20 protein-coding genes are annotated in these 25760 nt (G+C 51.0%); 15 read left to right on the top strand and 5 right to left on the bottom strand.

All coding sequences use genetic code 11. From position 1 onward, the window contains the following. Position 1: 1 nt before the first annotated feature. Genes ACED36_RS02385 through ACED36_RS02370 form a run of 4 tightly spaced genes read left to right on the top strand, consistent with a single transcriptional unit; the run spans position 2 to position 8662 of the window. A complete protein-coding gene (locus tag ACED36_RS02385; protein WP_371732711.1) occupies positions 2 to 2746 on the top strand; it encodes a hypothetical protein in 2745 nt (914 codons plus the stop codon). Further along, the gene (locus ACED36_RS02380) at positions 2743 to 4827 is read left to right on the top strand and encodes a hypothetical protein (protein ID WP_371732710.1); all 2085 of its coding nucleotides are present in this window, start codon (positions 2743 to 2745) and stop codon (positions 4825 to 4827) included. The genes ACED36_RS02385 and ACED36_RS02380 overlap by 4 nt, the downstream gene beginning before the upstream one ends. Before the next feature lie 11 nt (positions 4828 to 4838). Continuing rightward, positions 4839 to 8186, top strand: a complete 3348-nt coding sequence (locus ACED36_RS02375) for a DUF6519 domain-containing protein (RefSeq protein ID WP_371732709.1) — start codon at positions 4839 to 4841, stop codon at positions 8184 to 8186. Between the two features lie 14 nt (positions 8187 to 8200). Then, positions 8201 to 8662: a hypothetical protein gene (locus tag ACED36_RS02370; RefSeq protein WP_371732708.1), complete on the top strand. Its 462-nt coding sequence runs from the start codon at positions 8201 to 8203 to the stop codon at positions 8660 to 8662. A 204-nt stretch (positions 8663 to 8866) separates the two neighbouring features. On the opposite strand, the gene ACED36_RS02365 is transcribed toward ACED36_RS02370, so the two are convergent. Beyond that, a complete protein-coding gene (locus ACED36_RS02365) occupies positions 8867 to 9154 on the bottom strand; it encodes a hypothetical protein (protein WP_371732707.1) in 288 nt (95 codons plus the stop codon). Between the two features lie 43 nt (positions 9155 to 9197). On the opposite strand from ACED36_RS02365, the gene ACED36_RS02360 reads away from it, so the two are divergent. Next, a complete protein-coding gene (locus ACED36_RS02360) occupies positions 9198 to 10991 on the top strand; it encodes a DUF4157 domain-containing protein (RefSeq protein WP_371732706.1) in 1794 nt (597 codons plus the stop codon). A 1-nt stretch (position 10992) separates the two neighbouring features. Here ACED36_RS02360 and ACED36_RS02355 read toward each other — a convergent pair whose 3' ends face one another. Beyond that, on the bottom strand, positions 10993 to 11991 hold the full coding sequence (locus ACED36_RS02355; RefSeq protein ID WP_017006025.1) for a LysR family transcriptional regulator: 999 nt from the start codon (positions 11989 to 11991) through the stop codon (positions 10993 to 10995). Positions 11992 to 12443: 452 nt separating this feature from the next. Here ACED36_RS02355 and dctP point away from each other — a divergent pair, with 452 nt between their 5' ends. From dctP to ACED36_RS02335, 4 genes are all read left to right on the top strand, one after another. Beyond that, on the top strand, positions 12444 to 13448 hold the full coding sequence (gene dctP, locus ACED36_RS02350) for a TRAP transporter substrate-binding protein DctP (protein WP_017006024.1): 1005 nt from the start codon (positions 12444 to 12446) through the stop codon (positions 13446 to 13448). Positions 13449 to 13465: 17 nt separating this feature from the next. Next, on the top strand, positions 13466 to 13999 hold the full coding sequence (locus ACED36_RS02345) for a TRAP transporter small permease (protein ID WP_371732705.1): 534 nt from the start codon (positions 13466 to 13468) through the stop codon (positions 13997 to 13999). Positions 14000 to 14082: 83 nt separating this feature from the next. Beyond that, a complete protein-coding gene (locus ACED36_RS02340) occupies positions 14083 to 15384 on the top strand; it encodes a TRAP transporter large permease (RefSeq protein WP_017003628.1) in 1302 nt (433 codons plus the stop codon). A 7-nt stretch (positions 15385 to 15391) separates the two neighbouring features. After that, positions 15392 to 16180, top strand: a complete 789-nt coding sequence (locus tag ACED36_RS02335) for an alpha/beta fold hydrolase (RefSeq protein ID WP_371732704.1) — start codon at positions 15392 to 15394, stop codon at positions 16178 to 16180. An 84-nt stretch (positions 16181 to 16264) separates the two neighbouring features. On the opposite strand, the gene ACED36_RS02330 is transcribed toward ACED36_RS02335, so the two are convergent. Next, on the bottom strand, positions 16265 to 17155 hold the full coding sequence (locus tag ACED36_RS02330; protein WP_371732703.1) for a homocysteine S-methyltransferase family protein: 891 nt from the start codon (positions 17153 to 17155) through the stop codon (positions 16265 to 16267). Between the two features lie 111 nt (positions 17156 to 17266). Then, positions 17267 to 18520 carry an L-methionine/branched-chain amino acid transporter gene (gene yjeH, locus ACED36_RS02325; RefSeq protein WP_016961473.1) on the bottom strand — a complete coding sequence of 418 codons (1254 nt, stop codon included), beginning with the start codon at positions 18518 to 18520 and terminating at the stop codon, positions 17267 to 17269. Positions 18521 to 18789: 269 nt separating this feature from the next. On the opposite strand from yjeH, the gene ACED36_RS02320 reads away from it, so the two are divergent. After that, positions 18790 to 19233: an Lrp/AsnC family transcriptional regulator gene (locus tag ACED36_RS02320; RefSeq protein WP_016961472.1), complete on the top strand. Its 444-nt coding sequence runs from the start codon at positions 18790 to 18792 to the stop codon at positions 19231 to 19233. A gap of 35 nt (positions 19234 to 19268) precedes the next feature. Here ACED36_RS02320 and ACED36_RS02315 read toward each other — a convergent pair whose 3' ends face one another. Beyond that, complete coding sequence (locus ACED36_RS02315; protein ID WP_016961471.1) at positions 19269 to 20171, bottom strand: LysR family transcriptional regulator; 903 nt, start codon at positions 20169 to 20171, stop codon at positions 19269 to 19271. Positions 20172 to 20335: 164 nt separating this feature from the next. Here ACED36_RS02315 and ACED36_RS02310 point away from each other — a divergent pair, with 164 nt between their 5' ends. The 5 genes from ACED36_RS02310 to ACED36_RS02290 all read left to right on the top strand — a co-directional run bounded on the left by ACED36_RS02310 (position 20336) and on the right by ACED36_RS02290 (position 25714). Continuing rightward, on the top strand, positions 20336 to 21346 hold the full coding sequence (locus ACED36_RS02310) for a D-cysteine desulfhydrase (RefSeq protein ID WP_016961470.1): 1011 nt from the start codon (positions 20336 to 20338) through the stop codon (positions 21344 to 21346). A 96-nt stretch (positions 21347 to 21442) separates the two neighbouring features. Further along, on the top strand, positions 21443 to 22756 hold the full coding sequence (gene hisD / locus ACED36_RS02305; RefSeq protein ID WP_016961469.1) for a histidinol dehydrogenase: 1314 nt from the start codon (positions 21443 to 21445) through the stop codon (positions 22754 to 22756). A 52-nt stretch (positions 22757 to 22808) separates the two neighbouring features. Continuing rightward, positions 22809 to 23996, top strand: a complete 1188-nt coding sequence (locus ACED36_RS02300; RefSeq protein WP_371732702.1) for a DegT/DnrJ/EryC1/StrS family aminotransferase — start codon at positions 22809 to 22811, stop codon at positions 23994 to 23996. Between the two features lie 109 nt (positions 23997 to 24105). Then, on the top strand, positions 24106 to 25092 hold the full coding sequence (locus ACED36_RS02295) for a TRAP transporter substrate-binding protein (RefSeq protein WP_016961467.1): 987 nt from the start codon (positions 24106 to 24108) through the stop codon (positions 25090 to 25092). 136 nt (positions 25093 to 25228) lie between these two features. Next, on the top strand, positions 25229 to 25714 hold the full coding sequence (locus tag ACED36_RS02290; protein ID WP_026023898.1) for a TRAP transporter small permease: 486 nt from the start codon (positions 25229 to 25231) through the stop codon (positions 25712 to 25714). The last annotated feature ends 46 nt before the right edge of the window (positions 25715 to 25760 follow it).

Raw genomic sequence — 25760 nt, 5'->3', positions numbered from 1 at the left:
CATGGTCGATTCTCTGTTAAATGCTCGTTCACAAGAACAGTCACATTGTGGCGCGTGTAATGGCACTCGCGTACTGACGCCGCAAGCGCCTGATAACACAGCGGGCTTACCTCGGATTCGTTTTCGTGCAGGTAGCCACCAAGATTTCTATCAAAGCATGGTGGCGAGGCTTTCTTCATCGCAATACGGCGCACTCGGTACATTAACCACACGAGAAGGGGAAGATTTTACTCTGGCGTTGTTAGAGGCTTGGGCAGCCAGTTGTGACGTGCTGACTTTCTACAATGAAATGTGGCTGAACGAAGCCTATGTGCGCACCGCGCAACTGCCCCAATCGCTGCATGAAATGGCGCTATTGATTGATTACATTCCCCATCCCGGCGCGGCAGCCAGTGCCGATCTGTCGTTTAACATTGCCGCGGGCGCAGGCATTCCTGAGCGTATTACTGTCCCAGCAGGCACCAAAATACAAAGCACGCCGGGGCAGGATGAAACGCCCGTTATTTATGAAACCCTTGATGATCTCTTGGCTCGCGCGGAATGGAATGCCATTCGTCCAAAACTGACGGCTCCCCATCCGTTAACGACCTCGACGACGCAACTGCCGTTTTGGGGCACCAATACCAAGCTGAAAGCGGGAGATGGGGTCTATTTTATCGCCGACGACGGCACGCCAGTTTTTGCTGTGGTGAATGCTGTCGATCCGGTGTTGGCGAATATCGCCCAAGACCCGGACGCGAAAGATCTGACATGGGTGACGGTATCGCCAATCGGCACGGAGCCGATTTCTGAACCTGGTTCGGGTCTGGGATTTTCTGCGTCAAGCAGCTTTTCCGCCACGGTGTCTGGTGCGTTGGCAGAAAAGCTTGATCACACCCTTGGCACCTCAGAGCTGGTCACGGTATTGGCGGATGCTGAGTTGTCAGAAAAAGCCTTTTTCGCCCCTTTGGAAGCGGCGAGCCAGAGCAACAAAACCGTGCTGGTTTTTCGTGCGTCAGCCGCTATTTTTGGTCACGCCGCACCGCCCCTGAGCAGCCTTCATCATTCGTTGACGGGCATGGTGCCAGTTTACAGTGTGGACGGCAGCGATGTGGTGGTAGAAAGCCTTGAACCGGGTCCATACGCTGACAAGACTGCTGCAACATGGGCCGATGCAGGGACATTATCTTTGATGAGAGACGGCGCTAATCATGTTTACCTTGAACGGCAGATAGCAGAAATCGCCAATGACAGTGAGGTTGTTATTCGAGATGGAGACACATGGGCGCGTTATCAGGTCACAGACACTGCCGAGGTCGCGGCTTCATTTTTTGCCGTCACCGGAAAAAGTAGCCGCTTGGCGTTGGATCGAAACGAGGATTTTGGCGAGTTCTCTATTAGACAGACTACGATATTTGGTGCCAGTGAGTTGTTAACCTTGGCAGACCCGCCGATCACTGCCCCCTTGGATGCTGACACGGTTTCCGTTCAGCTTAATGGCTGGTTCCCCGGCCTAGAAGAAGGGCGCAAAGTGATTCTCAACGGACTGGCTGAAGGATCAGGCGCGATGCCTGTCATTGCCACGCGCATTGTGCAGTCCGTTAACCATGAACTCACGGCGGGTACGGGCACATCAGTCACTCTGACTGAACCCTTAGGCGCGGCTTACTTCCCGCAAAGCCTGCGTATTGCTGCCAATGTTGCACAAGCCACTCAAGGTGAATCGGTGGTGGAAGTCTTGGGTGATGGCGCGGCCTTGCCCCATGCTTCTTTTACTACCCGCCAAGCGCCACAAACCTTTGTGCCCGCGGCGACGCCAACGGGCGTGAAACCCACGTTAGAAATTCGAGTTAACCAAATCCTGTGGCATCCCGTGGCGAACTTTTTGAACACACAACCCGCTGATCGCGTGTATTCGATGCGTGTTGATGAACAAGGTTACAGTCACGTCACCTTTGGCGATGGCGTGAAAGGCGCGATGCCGGGTAAAGGTCAGCAAAACATTCGCGCCAGCTATCGTAAAACCCATGGTTTGATGGGGCGAGTAAAAGCCGGGCAACTCAATTTATTGATGTCGCAGCCGCTTGGTGTACAGGCGGTTAATAATTTGCTCGATGCTGACGGCGGTGCGGATCCCGAAGGGCGTGATGCGATAAAACTCAGCGCACCTTTGTCCTGTCGCACCTTGGGACGCGTGGTTTCTTTAACGGATTACGCAGACTTCTCCCAAGGTTATGGCGGCATTGCCAAAGCCAGTGCGCAGTGGTTGCATCTCTCTGGTGGGCCACAAGTGGTGGTCACTGTAGCAGCAGAAGACGGGGCGCAAGTGCCAGAGGGCAGTGCGTTGCATAGCAGCTTAACGGAAGCGTTGACCGCAGCCGGCGACCCGTTTGCACGCTTTATTTTGCGAAGTTATCGCCAGCGCTTTTTTAAGCTTGGTGTGCGTCTTCAAGTCCATCCTGATTATCTTCCCGATGAAGTGAGTGTGAGTGCCGAAGCTGTATTACGTGCGGCATTGTCGTTTGACGCTCGCCGTTTTGGTCAGCCTGTTTTTGCCAGTGAAATTATTGCGCTGTTGCACGATGTGGCGGGAATCGACGCGGTGGTGATTGAACGTTTATACACGGGCGAGATCCCTACACGCCACGATGGTCTCGCGGCAGCGAACGCCGAGGTGATGGGTAGCGGCGTTGATGCCGAAGTGCTGGGCGCATCAGTGCTGAGCTTGCATCCTGGGCCGCTCGATTATCTGGAGGTTAGCGTATGAACAGCTTGTCACCTGACGCGCTCTATCAACTCTTGCCAGAGGTTTATCGTAAACGCGATGAAGCACAGGGATTTCCCCTCAAAGCCTTAATGGAAATTCTCGCCGAGCAAGCGGCGATCGTGAAAAACGATGCTGATCGCCTTTATGATAACCAGTTTATTGAAACCTGTGATGAGTGGGCTGCGCCTTACATTGGCGAGTTGGTGGGTTATCGCTACGGGCCAAATATTCCCGGTGTGAGTCAACGCGCAGCAGCAGCTAATCAAATTCGCTTAACCCGACGCCGCGGTGTGGCGTTAGCGCTGGAACAATTAGCATCTGATACCACGCGCTGGCCTGCCAAAGTGGTGGAGTTCTTCCAACTGCTGGCGCGCCCAGAACATCTTGCCGCGCCGCGTCCTGATAATCATTACACCTTGAATGTCAGAGACAGTGCGAAGTGTGAAGCTATCAACACGCCATTTGATACCGCCAGCTACACGATGGCGACAGGGCGGATCAGCCAAGGTGAAGGGAAACATCATTTTCAACATGTCGGCATATTCTTGTGGCGATTGCGTCATTACCGTCAATCGTTAACGCCTGCGTTTCGGTTGGCAGCGCGACGATATCTGTTCCAGCCGATGGGGTTCAATGCTCCGCTGTTTAATGAGCCTCAGACTGAGCCTGATATTAACCATTTAGCTCGCGAGGAAAATCTGCCTGTGCCGCTGTTGCGCCGAAGCATCGCAGCAAATCGGCTCGACGGTTTTTATCCTCATACGTTCACTGTGGTAGTTGATGGCATTATGCAAACCGCCAATCAATTGCAGATCTGTAACCTCAGTGATGACGGCGCAGATTGGGCGCATTCGCCCGTAGACAGAATCTCGGTCGACCCCGAACTTGGGCGCTTGTCGTTTCCTGCCAGCATGGTTGAGCCAGAAACCGTGGAAGTGACATTCCACTATGGCGCAAGCGCTGATATTGGAGGCGGGGCGTATTCTCGCAGTGAAGGCTTTATTAGCCATTCCGCTAACGTGCACAGTGTCGGCGCGGGCGGCGATATTCAAGCCGCACTGGGCAATGTGGAATCCGGCGGTGTGGTTGAAATTGGCGTGTCGCATCGTTTTGCCGTTTCGCCTGACGTGGCCGTGAATATTGATCAAACGGTGTCGCTGCGCGCCGCAGACGGACACCGCGTATTTATCGATCTTGAAGGTGATGATTTTACCGTGGTCGGTGGCGTGGAATCCGAAGTGATCATTGATGGGTTGGTGGTGTTTGGTGGAAGGCTGGTGGTGCCTGATAACGGCGATAATCAATTACGCCGCTTAGTGCTGCGAAACGTCACCTTAGTGCCTGGACACGCGTTGTCGATAAACCGACAGCCGATGCTGCCCAATGCAGCGTCGCTGGTGGTTGAAATCCCCAATGTTACCGTGGAAATTGAAAACAGCATCGTCGGTGCAATTCGCACGGTAGAAGGGGCGTCAGTGTCGGTGAAAGACAGCATTGTCGATGCCACTTCACATAACCATGTCGCCTTTTCAGCCCTTGATGAAATCAGTCATGGCGGTGTGCTGACTCTGTGCGAAACCACGGTCATTGGCAAAATAGCTGCGCGGTCTTTTCCACTGATATCAAATTCCATTCTCGACGCCGCACTGGGCGAAGGGGATGCGTGGACATCACCGGTTTGGGCATTACAACGACAAACCGGATGCGCCCGTTTTTCTTATATCCCTCCCTTTTCTCGTGTACCGCGTCAGCATCGTTGTCAGCCGCAGTTCGCAGGGTCAAACGCTATCGAAAAAGCCGAAGCGCGCAACCCCTCGCTCACTGATGCCGAACGCGAACATATTCTTCATGGTGTTCGGGCGCGTGTCGTGCCTGCGTTTACCTCTACCCGTTATGGCGACCCCGCTTACGGGCAGTTACTGCTTTCTGCGCCAACCGAGATATTACGTGGTGCAGACAGTGGTAGCGAAATGGGTGTGTATCACCATCTTTATCAGCCGCAGCGGCATGATGCGCTGCTGTTTCGTCTCAATGAATTCTTACCCATCGGGCTCGATGCTGGTTTGATCTATGTGACTTGAAGGAGAGTTCCATGGCTGTAGATATTTCAGGAAAGACCTTTGACCCACGCCACAATTACGCCGAATTGGTGTCGATGCAAGGCAGGGTGGTCTCCGACACGCCGCTGAATGAAGCGGCGGCCATGATAGATCGCCGCTTTCGTGCTGAAACTATCGATTTAGCAGGCTTCTGTGGCTATCCCGCGCATCTTCCAGACAGCTTTCGATTGGATGTGGTTGCAGGCAGTTTGCTGATTCATCCAGGTCGATATTATGTCGATGGCTTGTTAGCTGAGAACTTTGGCGACGATGAGCATCACTTTTCATTGCCCCTTGAAGAACTGCACAGTGAGGTGCCGATCCCCTTTGATGATCAGCCTTATCGACCGATGCTGACTAGCGCCGATCCGGGAATACAGCCTGAAGACGGACGGTATCTGGCCTATCTCGATGTGTGGAAACGTCCGGTCACGTTTTTGGAAGCCCCCGATTTAGTTGATCCGGCGATTGGCGTCGATACCAGCGCCCGCATGCAAACCGTATGGCAAGTGCGATTGTTTGGTCCTGTCGGTGAAGGCGTAACGTGTAATACCGACGATGAAGACATTGAAGGTTGGGACGCGTTTATTGCGCCATCTTCAGGGCGATTATCCTCCCGTGCCAATCCCGCATCTGCGGTCAACGACCCTTGCTTGCTGCCGCCAGAGGGCGGTTATCGAGGGCTAGAAAATCGCACCTACATGGTGGCGGTTCATGATGTGAATGAAGCGGGTTTGCCCTTGATGAAATGGTCGCGGGTAAACGGCGCATTCGCTGGACGAATATTGGCGCAACCTGCCAACAACACCCTGACCCTTGAGCAAGTCGCCAAAGACGATTACCTGCGCTTCAGTGCAGGCGATTGGGCTGAAATTACCGACGATGTGCGCGTGTTGGAAGGCCTGCCTGGCACCATGTTGCGTATTCTTTCAGTCAATGATGCTGCCAATACCGTGGTGTTGGTAAATCCGCTCGCAGCAGGGGAAATCGTATTGGTTCCCGCCTCGACAGCGGCTAACCAAACCCTTCATCCTATTCTTCGTCGTTGGGACCAGTTTGGTGTGGTACTCGATACCGATGGCAATGAAATCACCAATCTTGATGCACCAGCCAGTGACGGTTTAATTGCCGTCCCTGAAGGTGTGTTTATCGCACTCGAAGATGGGGTCGAAGTGGCCTTGTCCGGCGATGCAGGGGCATACCATATTGGTGATAATTGGAGTTTTGTCACCCGCTATGCCGACAGTTCAGTTGAAACACTGACCAATGCGCCGCCACAAGCTTTTCATCATCATCGCTGCCGCTTAGCGGTGATCGATGCGTTAAATGGTGAGTTTGTCGTCCCGGTTTTTCAAGATTGCCGTGATCCAATAGGTGTGACGGGCTGTTGTACCGTGGTGGTGCGTCCCGGCGAAGATATTCAAACCGCATTAGATAGCTTGTCGCCAGAATTTGGGGGCTGTGTCTGCTTAAAAGTGGGCGTGCATGTCATCCGTCGTCCGCTTCGTATTCGTTATCCCAATGTCACCTTGCACGGTGAATCTCATGGTGCGCAAATTCGTCACCTTGGCAATGATGCCGCGTTGCTTGTCAGCGGCGAACAAGAAGAAACCTTGTCGGGCATTCATGTCACCATGATTTCTGTTTTAACGGGTTTAGGCACTGAAAAGCCGCAAGGCGTGATGGTGTTTCGTCACGTGCAAGACAGCTTGATTGAAGATTGTCGAGTGATCTCGACTCGAGAGAGTGCCGTGCCAACCGATAACCCTGCCATTGGTCTATTTGATTGCGAGCGCGTCCGCGTGGCGCAATGTTCACTGTCAGGTACACAAATTGGTGTTTGGATGGACGATGGCGGCGAAGATCTGGTGATTGAAAACAACCAAATCAACGCCCATGTCGACAAAGGAGGGCAGGAAAGCGGTATCGTCGGCGTAGGCGTTGCACGTCTAACGGGACGAGTACAGGTGCTCGGCAATGATATTCAAGGCTATGTGCGCGGCGTGGTGATCAATAACCAGCCACTGGGTCGCTCGTTCTCTACAGCGTCCTACAGCACAGTGATGGGAAACCGAATCGTGTTGGGACGATTGCAAAGCAATCAAGAAGCTGTCGCGATAGAAAGTGCCTGTGCGTTTGGCGTCGTGTCAGAAAACCTGATCATGCTCGCCGCTGAAGACAGTACCGGCATCATGGTGCGTGGATTGGGTGCGTTAATTGAACGTAATCGCATACAAACCAAAGAACAGATTGAATCTCAGATTGCCATTTTGTTAGGGGGTGACGATGAAATGTTCACCGGCGGGATCACCGTTGCGCAGAATTGGATTCAAGGTTGTACCGGCAACATTGTGGCAGAGCAGGTCGCAGGGCTGCGGATCAAAAACAATGATTTTGCAGGAGATTCCGGTGACGAACTTGCTGTGTCTCTCTCGGAATGCACCGTGGTCAATGTGGACGACAACACCCTATCGGGCTGCACCATCGGCGTATTTGCCAGCCAAAGTGAAGACATTCAAGTGCAGAATAACCACATTGTGGATGGCGGCGCGGCGGTACTTTGCGAGCGCTGTGTCAGGGTGGATATCGCCAACAACCAAATCAGCAATTGCCGCAACGGTGGGATTTTCGTCGCGCTGTGTTTGGCGCGTGCCGCCATTATTGGTAATCGGCTCAATTATGTCGGTGCAGAAGGTAAGAACGTGCTGGCGTCGTCCATTGCGTGCATCTTTCAGCTTGGCGAATGTCATGTGGAATCTAACGAGGTTTTGAACACGGGCGTGAGCAAAGATGAAAAGGTCAATCCCGCTCGCACCGTGGGAATTGGCGCACTTTTCGTGCTGGAAGCGCGCATCGAAAGCAATCTGGTGTCTTATTCCGATTTGTTAACGCGAGAGCGGACATTGGAAGACAGGGCGCTGCTGATGCAAGGGTTGATCGAAATTGCCTTCCCTTTGGGTGCAACGGCACTGCGCATTGGTTATTCCGCGCAGATCAGCAATAACAAATTTTTGGGTCGAGGGGCTGACACGGTGGTGGAAATTCTCTCCAATTCCTTGATAGATAACTTCCATATTCGTTTTGAACGCGTGTTCTTCAACAACAATTATGTTGAACATGTGGGCTTTGTGCCGGATGAAATTGGGCAACATGCCACCGTCGTACTTCGTGGTTTCCGTGCGGTGGTCATGGGCAATCAGGTCAAAGCCAATACCCGTTTTTTACCGTCGTTTGATTTCAACAATATGCAGGGGCCATTCGTTGGCAACATCACGACCAGTTCAGTGATAAATCATGCTGAATTTCCTGCCCCTCAGAACGCATTTAATCAGCAGATTTGAGTAAGGAGTACATGATGGCTAAGGCAAGTGAGGTACTGAAAAAACACATTTCTCTGGTCGAGGCGTTGCAGAAAGTCAGTCACCCCGACAAAGAGCCGGATCCGATTGGCAGAACCAAAGCCAATGCGCTGGCACAGCAGTCTCGGGTTGAACGTCGTATTGTCGATCTGGAGCAGCAACGTGCAGTGTTTAATAAGCAAATTGATGAATCTATTCAACGTGAACGTGAGCAGTTGAAAGAGATAGGCAAGTTTGAAGACATGGTTTCTCAGACGACTGAGCCCAAAAAGGAGCAGCCAAAAGAGGAGCCGATCAAGCAAGACGAAATAAGACCCGAGAAACCCGCGCCGAAACCGCGACCTAAAACGACACTCAATGTGGACGAAAAATTGAAAACCGCTCCAACGGAAAAAGCCGCAGCAAGGCGCAAGACAACGTTAAGACAACCCGTGAAAGGCAGACCGACGAAGAAATAGCCTAAAGCAGTTTGGAGTAGCGGTAACCATGCCTGATTTTGCGCCGCCACAGAAAAAGACGGAGACTGCGAATTCCGAACGCAGTAAGAACGGCCTCGTCCAAAAATCGCGCACCAGTGCTGTGTTATCGGTGGGGAATGGCGCTTTGATGGAGACAAGTTCTTTATTATCAGAATCGGGCTCTTTACTGTCAGAAAGGGGTTCTCAACTGCTATCGAGAAGCGGTGGCACGCCTATGTCAGGCACACCACCGGCATCTTCGTCATCTTTGCCATCATCACAAACGCGCCAGCGGTCGCTTCCAGGTGGCTCCGATACGAGGCCCATGGATATGGCACGGGTGATCAAGCGGTTTACGCCGACAAAGCCCGCACCCGCATTGCCGCCCGTTCCTCGTTCTGTGTCCTCTTCGCTGGGGGCGTTCGGGAATGCGTTGTTGAGCGCAGCAACTGAAAGCCCCTCTCCGGCAGCTTTCTCCCAGCAAGAATCCACGTCACGTTTCGCGTCTCCGCGCTTGGCACCTCAGGTGCACTCATTGGGACTTGAAAGCGGACAGCCCATTCCCGCAGCAGTAAGAGCGCCGTTTGAACAATCGTACGGTTACGATTTGTCGCCCATTCGTTTGCATCGAAGTGCAGCAGCCACTCAATCGTTGAAAGCCCTAAACACGGTCGCCTACACGCTCAATGATCATATTGTTGTCGATAGCAGTCTTGATCTAGCCAGTCGGGCAGGGCAGCACGTTCTTGGTCATGAATTGGCGCATACGGTGCAAGGTCGTTTAGGCGCGGGAACGGCTTATGCCGATCTGCGTATTAGCCAACCTTTTTGGCATTCTGAATATGAAGCGGAATATGCAGCGAGTGCGGCGCTGCGTGGGAAAAAATATGAGATTAACCGGGCCGTTGATCAGGACCTTCACCAAATCGCCCCTTGGCTTATTCTGGCAGGCATTGGTCTTGCCGCAGGGCTGGTAACGTGGGCGGTGTCCGACAGCCCAGAAGAGAACCGCGCAAGACACGCGGCGGGTGAACCTGACCCATCACGCAGTCTTTGGACCTTAGTGCCGATTTACGGCTCAATCCAGCAAATACGCGAAGCCGAAACCTATTTTCAGCGTGTATTGGGCGTCGGCTTTCTGATGTTGGACATGGCAACACTAGGTTCGGCGGGTGTGGCTGCACGGGCTTTGATCCGCGCGCCTGCGGCGTTAGTGAGAACAGCAGTGCAACGGCAAGGCTCACGACTCGTGGTGCGAGAAGGCGGCGAGATTGCGACGGAAGCCGTGTTAAGGGAAACCGGTGAAGCGTTTGTTCGTGAAGGTGGCGCAGTGTTTGCTACTCGCACAGCTGCGACGGCTGAAATGATGCAAGCGCTTCAGCGCGGCGCCATGATTTTGGTGACGGAAGGTGGAATTAATCACGCCGTCATGTATGCGCGAAATGCCGCAGGCCAGTTGATCAAGCTCCATGGTGGCCCGCTTAAATTGTTGTTTGAAGTTGCGCCAAGAGAAATCACAGAAAGAGCCGTGGCGGGCATGGGGCAGCGTGTCAATGCCTACGTGGTGATCGAAGCCGCAGAAGCCGCGGTTGATATCGAACGCGCGACGTCTCTTGTGCAAAACAGTGCACCAGCGATTGTTCGTTGGTTAGGCGGCAACCCAACCAGTTGCGGCATTATGCAAGGTGCGTTGCTCGAGGCTTCAGGGCTGTCTGCCGAAGCACTCGCGCGATTGATGCCAGCAGGTGCGGCGGCAAATCGACTCGTTCCCATCACGATTTTGGATCATATTGCCCAATCAGGTGCGGGATTACGTCTAGTTGAAGGGGGAACGGCAAGGATCATTGGCGGTACCGTAGTACAAGAATCCATGTTAGCGGCAGGGGCGGTTATTCCGACCATTGTCTCCACGCTGATGCGGGTGATGTTAACGCCAGATGGCGGCTCATCGGGTTCTGGCAGCAGAACGGCTAGCCCTGCCCCCGGTGTTGGCAGTCCGGTGACGGGCGGCGAACCGCAAGTGATCACCGTTGAACCCGTTCCAGAGTCACAAATAGAGACCACGGTGGCTGTGTTTGTTGACGTACTTTCCGATGCAGATAGGCAAGGTTATCGTCGAGTTGTGTTCACGATTAGACGATCTGCCAGTGAGATTGCGCCGGGGTTTGAGAAATTGGAGCGCGGAACACCCATGACAGAGCAGGGCGAAAGTATGCGTAGCATCATGCCATTTTTTGTGGCTCAGGCAGCGCGAGCAGGCATGGGAGAGTATCGAATCATTGCCACGCGATCGGCTTCTGGGTGGAGTTTGGATTATCAAGGGGGATAGGCTACAAAAAACGCCGCCCTGTTTTAATCGGGCGACTAAGCCTGTTTTCATTGGCACTCACACCACGTGTATCATCTTCATTGGAATGGTTTTCATTTGGGCCTTCTTCGCATGACATTTTCTGAGAGATCCGCACAATAGATTTCGTGAAAGCACTGTCAGGATCGCGATAATAAAGCCGAACTTCAAACGGGACATGCCAGCTTTCATCACCTGCAATACACAATTCGCCGCGCATCAATTCGTCTTTAACAAACGAGCGGGGAAGCCACGCCACGCCATAACCGCCCAACACCATAGATTTTAAAGTATGGGCAAACGGATTCTCGTAGCGTCGAGTCAGATAGCAAGGTTGTTTATCCAGTAATTGATTAATCGCTTTGCCAAACAGTGATTGATGGGTATAAGCCACTAACGGGAGGGGTTCATGCTCAGTGCCAGGAAGGCAATATTTAGGTTGGGCGTTCACGGCTAAAGAGACGGGAACTAAGGTTTCCATGCCAATCACCGCGCTTTGAAAGCGCGATGGGTCAATGCCGAGCCCCAGTTCTTTGTGGGTATAGCACAGTAAATAGTCCACGGTGCCTTGAACGAAAAGGTCAATGCAATCCGCGAGTCTGTCTGAAGAAAGGCGGACATAAACCGGTCCTACCGCTTTCTCGACGTGTTGCATCCATTGCATAAACAAGGTTTGCACTATCGAGTTTTGCGCGGCGACTGAGATTTCATTGTTCGCGTTCTTTTTCAGCGCTCGGGCAGAATCACGTGCCAAATAAAGGCGATTAAGAATTTCCTCCGCCTCCACCACAAACGCTTGCCCTTGTTCGGTTAACTCAAGCTGTTGCGATTCCCTGTTTACCAGTTCTGCTCCTACCCATTGCTCGAGTGCTTTAATTCGACGGCTAAACGCAGGTTGCGTAACAAATCGTTCTCTTGCCGCTGACGTAAAGCTGGTGGAATGGGCGAGACACACCAAATCTTCCAATAGTTTAAAGTCCAAACATCCTCTCCAAACCCGTTATGCATCCAAGTTGCTCGTAGCGATGAGGCTATATCTAGTTAACCTCACATTGCAGAGTCCAGAGCCTTTCATCACATTCCTTTGTGTGAACTGCGTTCCGCATATCGCTTCTTTAAACTTAACAAAGCGCATTCATTGTTCAGGCATTAAAGATAAGAAAATACTCAATCAGCGAAAAATCCTTACGTAAAAACCCTTTTCTTTTTCAGGGGTATAGCAGGTGAAATTGCTCCAACTCTCTGATTATTCGCGATAGATCTTGTGCCCTTAAAAATCGGCATGCCGACCAATCGAATCGGCATAACGCATAAAAACGGTATGTGGTCATGCTTATTACTAGCACCAGTTGTCAACCTCGCCGCAAATCACCAATGGGCGGCCTCATGTTTTAAACGTTCCAATCTGTGTCGAAAGAGACAAGGAGAAGTCACATGAACATTGCAAAATCTGCCAACGCCTTCCGCCTCACCGCAATCACTTGTGCGCTTATTGGCGCGATGCCGATTGCCGCACAAGCGGCAGAGACCATTCGTTTGTCGACGTATGTGAATGAATCGGATGTTAGGTATCAAGGCTTTCAGAAGTTTGCTGAATTGGCTGCTGCGAAAAGTAACGGTGATTTGAAAGTACAAATCTTCCCATCGTCGACGCTGCACGGTTGGAGTGAAGGTGTCGATGCCGTCCAAGGAGGGGTATCTGACATCAGTTGGGTTCCTGCGGATACACGTCTGCCGTGTTATCGCGTGACTTCTTTATATCCCGTCGCCATTGATTTGGAGAAACAAATTGAGCTTGATGCCGCTTATGCCAGCTTGATTGAAGCGGAAGCGGCGAAGTCTGATCTGATCCCTTTGATTAACTCAAACTATTCGTACGATCAGGAATGGTGGTTTGAAGATCCAGTATCAGACATCGGCAAGTTGGATGGAAAGCTAGTGCGTTCAATTGGTCCATTGGTGAGCCTGATGATTGAATCTTGGGGTGGCAAACCTGTTTTCGTCGCACCCAAAGAAGTGTTCCAGTCGGCAGAGCGTGGCGTCGTTGATGGCATCAACATGGGTGTGGCGACGTACAGCTCTTGGAAGTTGTGGTCAGTGATGCCGTACATGGTTAACGCCAATATGTTCTATGGCAACATCATTTACATGATGAACAAAGACAAGTTTGATGACCTCAGCCCTGCTAATCAAAAAGCGCTGAAAGAAGCCGCAGTAGAAGCAGAAACCTGGTTGAAACCTCGCTATGAAAATTGGGTTAACGAACGCGTCGGTGATGCAGTGATGGCTAACGGTGGCTCTGCGGTTTCCATGTCAGAAGACCGCACTGAAGCGTTGCTAGAAGGCATTGAGAAAAAATGGACATCAGAAGTGAACAAAGCTTGTGGCGTCCCATTGGCTGATGAGATTCGAACCTTGTTTGCTGCGCACTCTGATTAATTGCTGAGGAGCGGGCAATGAAGGCAAACGTGTTTCCACTACTGCGCCTTATGTCTTTGGCGATGTTGTATGCGGGTGCCGCCATCGTAGTGATCCAAGCTGCTTGGATCACTTACGGGGTGGGGGTTCGTTACATACTCAACAGCCCAGATGGCATGGTGACAGAAGCCACCGCACTCTTGCTAGTGCCTGTGGCATTTCTTGGCGTGTCTTACGCGCTGCTCAATCATTCTTACCCAAAAGTCAGCCTGATCAGGGACAGGCTGCCCAAGGGAATCCAATTTTGGGTCGATAAGTTCAACATGCTGGTCATGCTGATGGTCGGCAGTTTCTTCTTGGCTGCGTCATCCAAAGCCATGTTCAAATCCATCAGCTCAGGTGCGGCGTCTGAAATTTTACTTTGGCCGCGCTTTTACTTCTGGATCCCGGTCGTTATTGCCTTACTTAGCTTCTGTATCACCGCGTTTTGTATGCTGATTTTCGGTGATCCACCTGAGGAAGAGCACGCATCCCCTATTGATGATGACATTCGCTCGCAGGATGCGACGTGAACATATTGTCATCACGTGAACACAGTCATCACGTGACAACAAAAGATTAACTGAAGACTAAACAAAGAAAACAAGGATCAGTGATGGAATGGTACGTAGTTGGGTTAGGGATGCTGGGTTTGTTGATGGGGTTTATCCTCATTGGCGTGCCGATCCCTTTTGCGCTCGCCGCCGCTTCAATCCCGTTTTTGCTCGATATTCTGAGCCTCAAATCGTCGCTAGTCACGGTTGAGTTGAAACTCTGGGGTGTGTGGTTTGATTATATTTTACTGGCTGTGCCGCTGTTTGTGTTTCTGGGAGAGCTCATAGGGCGATCGTCAATTGGGCCAAATCTCTATTGGTTTATGCACAGCAAACTCCCGATCCGTGGGGCAGCCGCCTACGGCAGTATTGGTGCGTGTGCGGGCTTTGGTGCAGTATGTGGTTCCAGCATGGTGGGTGCGCTGACCATTGGTGGCGTTGCTTTGCCTGAAATGCTCAAACTTGGGTATGGCAAACGCCTGTCCAGTGGCGTGCTCGCAGCAGGGGGTACACTCAGTGTTCTGCTGCCACCAAGCTTAATTTTATTGTTCTACGGCATTGTGACCGACCAGTCGATCGGCGCATTGTTCATCGCTGGTGTCGTACCCGGTCTCGTGTTAGTGACCATGTTCTTCATCATCGTGTTTATTTGGGGAAAAGTGAATCCGGATGATATTCCGGGTCATGAAAATTCGACCCCCATTCCCTGGCTCATCGCGTTCTCTGCATTGCTTCCAATCACCCTTGTTGGCTTGGTGATTACTATCTCCATTTATGCCGGTATCGCAACGCCCACCGAGGCAGCGGGCGTGTCGGCGATGTTTATGTTGGGTCTGGCATACTTCTTCGGAGGGTTGCGACTGAAAGGCTTGCTGGAGGCACTGAAATCCACCATGCAAACCATGGGATATTTGGGTTTGTTGCTGTCGTCAGGTGTGCTGTTCGGCTTTGTGATGACCTACCACCAGATCCCGCAGCAATTCACGGAATTGTTTGTCGAAATGCAGTTATCGCCTTATGCCGTGCTCGCGATGATCATTGTGTTCTATATCATTCTCGGCATGTTCTTGGAACCTGTTTCCATGACATTTATCACCTTGCCGACCTTGTATCCTTTGATACATGCCGCTGGATTCGACCTTATTTGGTTTGGCGTGGTGTACACCATCACCATGGAGATTGCCGTGTTAACGCCCCCCGTGGGGTTAAACCTCTTCGTAATTCAAAATCTCGCCCGGGACAAGGTGACCATAGGCGACGTGATTATTGGGTGTCTCCCATTTATTGCCGCACTGGTGGTCTTGTTATTCGTGCTGATTGGCATGCCTGATACTGCGCTTTGGCTCCCTGAATTAATGGAATAAAAATACGATGAATTGTTTACGTGTCGGTACTGGGCCCACGTTGGTGCTAGTGCATGGATTTCTAAGTGGTCTGGCTTATTGGGAAAAACAGATCTCACTGTTTTCCTCACGCTTTGATGTCGTCGCCTTTGATTTACCGGGATACGGCGGAAAAGCGGATGTGATTGGCTTAGACAGTGTTGATGGCTTTGCTGATTATGTGTTGGAGCGACTGGACGAAATGGGCATTGACCAGTTTCACCTGATGGGGCATTCCATGGGTGGCATGATTGCACAGGAAGTGGCGCTCAAAGCCCCTGAAAGAGTGATCGGTTTGGTGCTTTACGCGACTGGGCCAATGGGGAGTTTGCCTGGGCGTTTTGAATCTATCGAAGAAAGCATCGTGCGCGCCGAAACTCAGGGGACTGAGCAAGTCGCGCATGATACGGTCAAAACCTGGTTCTCAGATGGAGAAGGCGATCCTGATTTTGCCGGCGGCATGGAGTTGGCAGAACGTGTTCAGACACAAACCTATATCAACGGGTTGCGTGCGATGGCGGGGTGGCGCTCGCTAGAGCGTTTGAATGAAATAGAGGCTAAAACGCTAGTGCTTTGGCCAGACAGTGATCGCTCTTACATGTGGCAACAAACCGAGTCGCTGTGGCGGGGAATTACGGGGGCAAATCTCGCGGTAGTGCCGCAGGCCGCGCATAACATTCACCTTGAGAAAACCCAGATCTTTAACTTGCTCGTGCTTGATTTTCTACAAAGTGACAAGGTGAAACAGCGGCGTTTAGCACTCAACGAATGCATTTAATACGATTCTAGATAGACAACTCCCTCGCTGTGTTGATAACGCTCAGCGCATAGACACAGTGAGGAAGTTTTTAATGTTGAACGGTTATTGTTTTCTCAGTGAATCGAGATAAGCAATGTGTTCGGGGAAAATGGCGCAACAGCCGCCAACAATGTTAGAACCTGCATCCAGCCACGCTTTCACGTAAGCCGCATATTGATCGGCAGATAATTCTCTCACCGTGGTGAGGGCATCGTTTGCTTGGTGTGATTGCTGAATCACGGAAAACCCGTTGGCATACGCACCCAATGAAATCGTGTTTGAATGCCCGTCTACTATCACGCGAGCCACGCCGATTGCATCCAGCATCACTTCGGGTTGAGAACAATTAAACAAAATGCCATCCACATCGCGCTCGCAAGCCGCTTTCACTGCATCTACCACGGATTCGCCAGAGCGCAAGCGAGGCTGATCCATTTCCGCGTCCATCAAAGAAAACGCAAAATAAGCGGGCTTAAGCGACGTGGCGCGAGTAAGGGCATCACAAATCGTGTGGAACTCTTCAATAGAGCCAATGGTTTCGGCTAACCAGAAATCAATGTAGGGTGCCTGTGCATCAATCAGATTTTCAATGATAGGTGTGGCGGCTTCCGCGTTAAACAAATCAGGGCGATAAGAACCTAGCACGGGCGGAATACAGCCAGCCACACGCACTTCGCGCTCGCTGTCTTCGGCAGCGCGTTGGGCAATTTGTGCGGCCAATTCTGCAAGCGCAAAACCGTGTTGCTGATAGCGATCTTCGCCAAGGTGGAAAGGCACACAGGCATAGCTGTTGACGGTGATCACGTCACAGCCCGCATCAATAAAGTTCTGATGCGCTTGATATACCGCATCGGGTGCTTCAATTAACGCCTGAGCGCTCCAAAGTGGCTGTGAGAAGGGTGCGCCAATGCGCTGAAGTTCTCTTCCCATGCCTCCATCGAGTAGTACAAACATCCGTTTCGCTTCCTTGTAACGTCTATGAGCGAGAAAATCGCATATGTTGACAGTATTGTCGATAGAATTTCGGAAGCGAATGTTTGGCAGCAATATTTTATAGGCGTCAAGTTACATATTCACCGCTTTGCGATTGTCTTTTCTTCCTTGCAGCATGAGCAAACCAAAAATCGTGAGGGCATATAGCATTGACCAGCCCAAACAGATAAACACAAAAGTACATAGCGCAAGCGACAAAGCAGCAAGCCACTTGGATGCGCCTTGGAGTAATTTGAACGCGGCGAGCATCGCCATCAGATACACCAGCACGAAAATGCCGTTGGCGAGTTTAAGGAAAAACTCCAAATTCAACCCTGACAATTCACCGATTACACATGAAATAGCCAGCACTGCGCCTATCGCCAAGGTGGCGTTTTTAGGCACGCCACGTTCAGAAATCTGCGCCATTTTCCCGTCGGGTTTATATTCTCGTGCTTGTGCCCACACCATGCGAGATAGGCTTTGTGTGTAGAGATTGACGCTGGCAAAGCATGCAGAAAAACCGACAACACTGACGAGCAGTTTAAAATTGGGGCCGAACAATTTTTCACTCAGATAGGGAATGGACGCGGTATCAAACTCAACACTGCCATAGGCGTGGAATTTTAAGATAACCACTGACATGGCCCAATAGGTCGCGCCCGCCACAAAACAGCCGACGATGATCGCGATGGGGAAATCTCGTTGCGGGTTTTTGAATTCTTCACCCATATGCGCAAAAGCCTCAATGCCGACGAAGCACCAAAACATCACACCCAATGCCGCGCCAATCGGCCAGAGGGAATCTGAACTCATCGCAGGCATGGTTAAATCCGCGATGCCGACTTCGCCGCGCCACAGAAATGCGCCGACAAGAGCAAAGATGCTAATCGCGATAAGGGTTTGTAATTGGCCTGATGATTTCGCACCCATCAAATTGACGCCGATCAGCAGCGCTACCGTGATCAGTTGTGCTATCAGAAAATCATTCAACGCACTGGGAAGAAGTTGTTGTAGGAACCCCGCCGCCAGTGCAATTGCCGCCGGAACACCCACGGGGATCACACTGACAAACAGCCAAGCGACACTGCGTTCTAGGTGAGGGTTAAATGCTTTGCGAACGAAATACGCCGTGCCACCCGCGTTGGGGTAGCGTTTCCCCAATTGCGCAAAGGTTAATGCTATTGGGCAAATAGCGGCAAACAGCACCAACCACGCCCACAATGAAAATTCACCTGCTATACCAGCAACAATGGCAGGGATCATAAAAAGCCCCGTGCCTAATAGCGTGGTGGACAGTTGCCCAATACCCGATAACAAGGTGATTTCTTTTTTCAGTTGGTTCATTGGCGTTCCTTGAGCGGGGCAAATACCTGTGAAGCAATGACAACAGGTTAATGAGTTGTCAGATAAAAAGCATCGGTCAAACTGTCTTAGTTCAGTGTCAGATTAACGGAATTTACTTGCGTCGCCGTCAAAGTGACGCTTTTTCGCGAAGGTAACGTGTTCTTGAACGAAATTTATGAGCGATAAACGAAGAGGAAAGATAAAATAGAGGGCTAAAGTGATGGTGAAGACGCGATAACAAAATCAACAGGTAAGTTGAGAGAAGAAAGATGGACAAATTTGATAAACAGATCTTAAGCATATTGCGTGTTGATGCCCGCCGTACAGTCAGTGAAATCGCACGAGATGTGAGTCTGTCTCGCTCTGCGGTCACCGCCCGAATTCGCAAGCTAGAACAAGATAAAGTCATACTCGGCTACCACGCTGATATTGCCGAAGCAGAATCAGACATCGGCGTGACAGCGTATTTAGCATTGAAGTTTGATACATCTGCATGCTCTCAGCACTGCGAAGCCTACGCGGCTGACATTTACACGATAGATGGCGTGAAATGGTGTCATGCGATCAGCGGCGAAACGGACATGATGCTGTATGTTGATGTGCCCAACATGGCGCGTTTAAATAAAATTCGTGAACACATTCAGGCCTATCCTGAGCTGAAGCAAGTGATCACCCATACGGTGTTAACGGAGTTTTTCAATACATCCAAGTAGCCGTTTTGGCTGGCGAATACCCGTTCGATTGGCCGCTATTGCTGCCCATAAAGCTCGCACAAGTACTGCCAAAATCGCTCAACTTCCGGTTTGGCAGTATGGCGGTTTCGGTACAGCAAAATTCGCAAATCAATTCTAGGTAACGCTTCATCGAGCTCGACCAATCGCTTTTCTTCTAACTCCTGCTTGATCAAACTTGATGGCAACCAGGTTGCACCAAAACCTTGCGTTGCCATCGCCTTCAATCCTTCTGCCATTTCGTTTTCACACACCACCTCATAGCGAAAATGGGAAGGGATCGCACTTATCGCGGATCTCTTAACCAATCCGCCAAGATAGATTTCTTCGGGAAATGCCAGCAAGCGGCAGGTTTTTCCTTCGGCGAAGGTGTGTATTGGCGCGCCAAATTCATCCGGCGCAGAAACAGGAATAAGGCGGTCACGTCCCACTTGAATCGACTGACTCTTGCGCTTCATTTGTGGGCTATCAAACGCTTGAGATGCAAACGCGAGCAGAAAATCCCCTGAACCTGCCAAAAACGATTCATTCAGATGGTGAATATTGCCCGGAACGAGTTTCACCAAAGCATCACCAATTAATGGACTAAGGGTTTGTATCCACCCCGGAAAGAAAGAGACCGCCGTGGAGTGTTGAGCGAGAAAAATCAACGAATGCGGGTTCTTACGCTGTTGCAGTCGATGCCTGACATCCGTGATGTCATTGATTAATCGCCGCGCCTCGTCAACAAAATCGGTCCCAGCCTCTGTCAACGTTGTGGGCAGGGTGTCGCGGTTAACCAAGGCAATGCCTAACCAATTTTCCAGCGAACGGATCCGCCGACTAAACGCTGGTTGTGTCACAAATCGCGCGTCAGCGGCTTTAGAGAAGCTGCCGTTCTCACTGAGCGCAATGAAGTCTTTAAGCCATTTCAATTCCATCAATTCAATCCCTTAGCGTCCTGCTAAAACAGATATGCCGAAAAGTAACCGGTGTCTATTCAATATAGGTATTGGCGGAAGTCCTCGGCGTCTCACAGGCTGTAATTATTGTAAAAGGCCACTTGAGCCGATTTTTTTAGTTATTGATTAAAAGGGACATGACCATGCATTTATCTCGCTTTCCTCGTCTTCACTTCGCACACCTTTCTACGCCGTTAGAACCTATGCCAAACCTGTCTAAAGCGCTTGGCGGCCCCAATTTGTGGATCAAGCGTGACGATTGTACGGGTCTGGCCGGTGGCGGTAACAAAACGCGCAAATTGGAATTTTTGATGGCAGATGCCATTGCTCAAGGAGCAGACATCATCATCACTCAAGGCGCAACCCAATCAAACCATGCGCGTCAAACCGCCGCCATTGCGACCAAGTGCGGCATGGCGTGTCACATCCTGTTGGAAGATCGCACCGGTTCAGAAGACCCTGAATATATATTCAACGGCAACGTCATGTTGGATCAACTGTTTGGTTCTTCTTTGCAGAAATTCCCAGCAGGCGTCGACATGAATGCGGCGATGGAAGATGTGGCAGCGACGATGCGCGCTGAAGGCCGCAAGCCTTACATCATTCCGGGTGGCGGTTCTAACGCAATTGGTGCGCTGGGTTATGTGAATTGCGCATTGGAGCTGTTGACGCAAGCCAACGATCAGAGCCTTCTGATTGACCACCTTGTTCATGCAACAGGTTCAGCGGGCACACAAGCGGGCTTGATCACCGGTTTATGCGCCTCGAACAGCCAAATCCCACTACTGGGCATTGGCGTGCGTGTGCCAAAAGACAAGCAAGAAGCCAACGTGTTTGCACTGGCAGAACGCACGTGTGACTTATTGGGCATCCCAGGCGCAGTACCGCGTGAAAGCGTGGTGGCTAACTGTGATTACGTGGGCGAAGGCTACGGTATTCCTGCTGAAAGTACGATTGAAGCTATCTCGATGTTTGCCAAGCACGAAGGCATTTTGCTCGACCCTGTTTATTCAGGCAAAGGCGGCGCGGGCTTGATTGACCTTATCCGTAAGGGTCACTTCAAAAAAGGCGAAAACATCGTGTTCTTGCACACAGGTGGTGCACAAGCGCTACCAGGCTACCGCGACGCGTTTGGATTTGAAGATTACTGTTAATCCGTCCTGATAAAGCCGCTTTCTTTGAGCGGCTTTTAGTTTGGAATCTTCACGTATCTCTTTCTTTTTGAATCCGAATATCAGTGAGTAAACACAATGGAATATCTAAAACGCGCTGAGCGGGAAGCCGACGTGCAAACCGATGATGAGCGCATTCAGCAAGTGGTCAAAGACATGTTGACTAAAATCCGTCGTGAAGGGACGGCGGCGGTTGAAGAATACGCCATGCAGTTCGATAACTGGCAGGGTGATTTCGTTCTGTCCGACGAAAAAAGAGCAGCACTGATTGCCTCTGTGCCGCAACGCGTAAAAGACGACATCGATTTTGCGCATCGTCAGATCCAACGTTTTGCAAATGCACAACGGTCGAGTTTACAAGCTTTTGAGATTGAAACCGAAGAAGGCGTGAAACTGAGCCAACGGGTGATCCCTGTCGATTGCGCAGGGTGCTACGTGCCCGGTGGTCGTTATGCTCATGCAGCGTCTGCATTGATGAGTGTGGCAACGGCGAAAGCGGCGGGTGTGCCAACCGTGATTGCCTGTTCTCCGCCTCGCGGTGACTCAATCAACCCCGCCGTGGTGTACGCCATGGATCTTGCTGGTGCAGACATCATCCTTGAGATGGGGGGTGTGCATGCAATTGCAACCATGGCATTCGGGCTCTACACCGGAAAATCCGCCGATATTCTAGTTGGCCCAGGAAATGCTTATGTGGCAGAAGCTAAGCGTTTGTTGTTTGGCGAAGTGGGCATTGATGTGTTTGCAGGGCCAACCGAGTCCGCCGTCATTGCCGATGAAACCGCTGACCCGATGACCATTGCAGTTGATCTGGTTTCACAAGCCGAGCATGGCCCGAATTCTCCGGTTTGGTTATTCACTACGGATAAAGCACTGGGTCAGAAAGTGATTGAATTAATGCCCCATGTGATTGCAGACATGCCCAATGCAGATGTCTGCGAAGCCGCTTGGCGAGACCACGGCGTGGTGATTGTGTGCGACGACCGTGAAGAAGCCGCGAAAGTGAGTGATGAATGGGCGTGTGAACATGTTCAGGTTCAAGCCGCAGACTTGGTTTGGTGGAAAGAAAACCTCACCAATTATGGCTCGTTGTTTTTAGGCGAAGGCAGCACGGTCACGCACGGCGATAAATGTGCCGGAACTAACCATATTCTGCCCACCAAAAAAGCGGCGCGTTACAGCGGTGGACTGAATGTGCAGAAGTTCCTGAAAATCTTAACCACGCAGGAATTGAGCAAAGAAGCCAACTTGACGTTTAGCACCGCAGGATCGCGGATTTCCCGTACGGAAGGCATGGAAGGTCACGCACGCGCATGTGATTGGCGATTGAAAAAATACTTCCCAGATGCGGATTGGGATTTCGAGGTCTATCAGCAAAAGCGTTACGACTGATGACGACCCGATCGAATACGGCTTGAATGCGCAAAGCGTAAGGAACACGACGATGCACACGTTTAAAAAATCGTTTACGCAACAAATGCCAATACCGGAAAGCGCCATTGCCAGTGCCGTAGAAGTCATGCGTACTGGCAGGCTTCATCGCTATAACACGGTGAGTGGTGAGCGCAGCGAAGCGGATTTGTTGGACAAGCAATTTGCTGATTATCTCGGTGTGAAATATTGCTTGAGCTGCGCATCCGGTGGTTATGCCCTTTATGTGGCTTTGCTCTGTGCGGGCCTTAAGCAAGGTGATCGGGTGCTGTGCAATGCGTTCACACTTGCACCTGTTCCAGGGGCGATCAACAACGCGGGTGGTGTGCCTGTGTTGGTTGAAACGGCAGACGATCTGACGATTGATCTGGACGATTTAGCAGCCAAAGTGAAGGAAACTGGCGCTAAGTTTCTGCTGCTTTCACACATGCGTGGTCATATCGCTGACATGGATGCGGTGATGGCGATTTGCGAGCAAGGTGGCGTGGCGCTGATAGAAGATTGTGCCCACACCATGGGGGCAGATTGGAACGGCAAGAAAAGCGGCACGTTTGGCTTAGCCTCGTGTTTCAGCACCCAAACTTACAAACACATTAATTCCGGTGAAGGGGGCTTTTTAGTCACCAACAACGATGAAGTGATGGCCAAAGCCATTATTTATTCCGGCTCATATATGTTGTTTGGCCAACACCCCACGCTTCCGCCCCTAGAAACGTTTGAAGGTATTGCCAAAGGTACACCTAATTACAGCGGGCGAATGGACAACCTTCGCGCTGCCATCTTGCGCCCTCAATTGGCGCATTTAGATGAGCAGTGCGAGCGTTGGAATCAGCTCTATCTCGCCATGGTGTCTGCGCTGTCATCGTTGCGCGGCATTCGCTTAATTGAACGTTCGCCCAAAGAACATTTCGTTGGCAGTTCTATCCAATTCTCATTCCCTGATCTGACGGCTAACCAGCTTTCACAGTTGGTGAAAGGATGCACGGCGCGAGGCGTCAGCCTGAAATGGGTCGGCGACAGTCAGCCTTCGGGATACAGCAGTAAATATGACCATTGGGAATATTTGCATGATCAACCCCGTTTACCACAAACCGAACGCGTTCTCGGCTCGCTATTGGATATGCGTATCCCACTGACGTTTGAACAGTCAGACGCGGCCAGTATCGCCCAAGTGATCGCAGAGGTGCTTGAGACCTTGTAAGCATCGCGAATGCGGTGTCTGTAGTGCATTAAACAATACAACAGGTTCTAGAAAGCGGCGTGTTAGCGCCTAGAAATTCACGGATGTTATCGACTAAGAGGTAAAGGATATGAAGTTAAAGCAATTGGCAAAATTGGCCGTCATTACTATTTTGGCACTTCCCGTAATCGTCAGCGCTAAAACGATGAAAGTCGGAATGGGCGACCCAATTGAATCCGATCAGGGCGCGTATGCACTGCGTTTTAAAGACTTGGTTGAGTTCTATTCTGGCGGCGATATCAAAATCAAACTCTACCCCGGTGGTGCGCTCGGCGGTGAAACCGAAATGGTGCAAAACATCCGCTTGGGTTCATTGGATATGGCGTTAGTGGGCATAGGTAACGTAACCCCGTTTTCGAAAAAACTCGGCGCACTCACCATGCCGTATTTGATCACCAACTCTTCTGATGCGGTGTTAATTACCACCGGTGAATTGGGCGAATATTGGAATACCCTCGCTAAAGAAGAAGCGGGCGTAAACATTCTGGGTTGGACCTATTCCAACTTCCGCCACCTGACCAATTCAAAGCGCCCCGTGAAAAACATGGAAGACGTGAAAGGGCTGAAAATCCGCGTTCCGCAAAACAGCATCATGCTGAAATCATGGGAAGTGTTCGGTGCAAACCCGATTGCGATGGCGTGGACAGAAACCTTCACCGCACTGCAACAAAAAGTGGTGGATGGACAGGACAACCCGTACATCGTGAACAACACCATGAAATTCTACGAAGTGCAGCCATACCTGACAGAAGTACACCACCAGTATTCGTTGCAACCGCTGCTGATTGGTAACCGTACCATGGGCAAACTGAGCGAAGAGCATCAAGCCATTTTGAACCGTGCAGGATTAGAAGCGCAACAATACGCCTTGGTGTTCCAGATGACAGAAGCGGAAAACGCCAAGCAAAACATGATTGATAACGGTGTGGAAGTGTTCACGCTGGAAGACGAAGACAAATGGGTTGAGTTGGCGAAAGAGAAAGTATGGCCTGAGTTTTATGAAGACATTGGCGGCAAAGAAAGCTTCGACAATGTACTGCAGAAAATGCAGAAGTAATAGTCCTCTCTACTAGGAATAGTTGACGAACTGTCCAACTAACAGAAGGGGCGGCAACGCCCCTTACCAGGACGTGTCTATGCAAAATTTACCGCAAAATGTACCGCAAAGTGTATGGCAAACTTTTTGGCAAAGAATGGACAAATTTGAAAGTTACGCCTGTCAGGCGCTGCTTTGTCTGTTTGTCACCTTACTGTTTATTCAAGTGATCCTTCGCGTGGCCTTCAATTACGGCATTCCATGGAGTGAAGAGTTATCCCGTTTCGCCTTTGTGTGGTTTGTGTTCCTCGGCGCATCGTATGCGGCGCGTCTTGCTGCACATAACCGTGTGACCTTTCACCTGAAAATGCTACCGACCAAAGTACGCACCGGTATTGAGCTGATCGCCGATATGCTTTGGATTGCTTTCAACACCTTAATGACAACCAAAAGCATTGAAGTGATTGAAAGCTTGATGGAATACAAGTTCATGTCTCCGGCACTTGATTGGTCAATGGCCTACCTCTATTGGATTTTCCCCATTTCTTTCACGTTGACCTCCATTCGGATCATTCAGGTTAACTACTTGAAGTTAGTGAAAGGTGTTGAGTTCAAAGATGTGGACGATGTTCAGGTCGATTGACGGGTCGTCTCGATAAGTTCTAGCAGGGTTCAGCCCTATAACCCGT

The organism is Enterovibrio sp. FF113 (genome assembly GCF_041439165.1).
Classification (GTDB): Bacteria; Pseudomonadota; Gammaproteobacteria; order Enterobacterales; family Vibrionaceae; genus Enterovibrio; species Enterovibrio norvegicus_A.
Note: the sequence above shows the minus strand (reverse complement) of the source record. Positions and strands in the feature narration are given on the sequence as shown.

What these genes read in the sequence shown, in the direction of transcription:
- ACED36_RS02335 (WP_371732704.1), top strand. Translation starts at nt 15,392, where the DNA reads ATGAATTGTTTACGTGTCGGTACTGGGCCCACGTTGGTGCTAGTGCAT.
- ACED36_RS02310 (WP_016961470.1), top strand. Translation starts at nt 20,336, where the DNA reads ATGCATTTATCTCGCTTTCCTCGTCTTCACTTCGCACACCTTTCTACG.
- ACED36_RS02290 (WP_026023898.1), top strand. Translation starts at nt 25,229, where the DNA reads ATGGACAAATTTGAAAGTTACGCCTGTCAGGCGCTGCTTTGTCTGTTT.
- ACED36_RS02340 (WP_017003628.1), top strand. Translation starts at nt 14,083, where the DNA reads ATGGAATGGTACGTAGTTGGGTTAGGGATGCTGGGTTTGTTGATGGGG.
- hisD (WP_016961469.1), top strand. Translation starts at nt 21,443, where the DNA reads ATGGAATATCTAAAACGCGCTGAGCGGGAAGCCGACGTGCAAACCGAT.
- ACED36_RS02320 (WP_016961472.1), top strand. Translation starts at nt 18,790, where the DNA reads ATGGACAAATTTGATAAACAGATCTTAAGCATATTGCGTGTTGATGCC.
- ACED36_RS02300 (WP_371732702.1), top strand. Translation starts at nt 22,809, where the DNA reads ATGCACACGTTTAAAAAATCGTTTACGCAACAAATGCCAATACCGGAA.
- dctP (WP_017006024.1), top strand. Translation starts at nt 12,444, where the DNA reads ATGAACATTGCAAAATCTGCCAACGCCTTCCGCCTCACCGCAATCACT.
- ACED36_RS02345 (WP_371732705.1), top strand. Translation starts at nt 13,466, where the DNA reads ATGAAGGCAAACGTGTTTCCACTACTGCGCCTTATGTCTTTGGCGATG.
- ACED36_RS02370 (WP_371732708.1), top strand. Translation starts at nt 8,201, where the DNA reads ATGGCTAAGGCAAGTGAGGTACTGAAAAAACACATTTCTCTGGTCGAG.
- ACED36_RS02295 (WP_016961467.1), top strand. Translation starts at nt 24,106, where the DNA reads ATGAAGTTAAAGCAATTGGCAAAATTGGCCGTCATTACTATTTTGGCA.
- yjeH (WP_016961473.1), bottom strand. Translation starts at nt 18,520, where the DNA reads ATGAACCAACTGAAAAAAGAAATCACCTTGTTATCGGGTATTGGGCAA.
- ACED36_RS02315 (WP_016961471.1), bottom strand. Translation starts at nt 20,171, where the DNA reads ATGGAATTGAAATGGCTTAAAGACTTCATTGCGCTCAGTGAGAACGGC.
- ACED36_RS02375 (WP_371732709.1), top strand. Translation starts at nt 4,839, where the DNA reads ATGGCTGTAGATATTTCAGGAAAGACCTTTGACCCACGCCACAATTAC.
- ACED36_RS02385 (WP_371732711.1), top strand. Translation starts at nt 2, where the DNA reads ATGGTCGATTCTCTGTTAAATGCTCGTTCACAAGAACAGTCACATTGT.
- ACED36_RS02380 (WP_371732710.1), top strand. Translation starts at nt 2,743, where the DNA reads ATGAACAGCTTGTCACCTGACGCGCTCTATCAACTCTTGCCAGAGGTT.
- ACED36_RS02330 (WP_371732703.1), bottom strand. Translation starts at nt 17,155, where the DNA reads ATGTTTGTACTACTCGATGGAGGCATGGGAAGAGAACTTCAGCGCATT.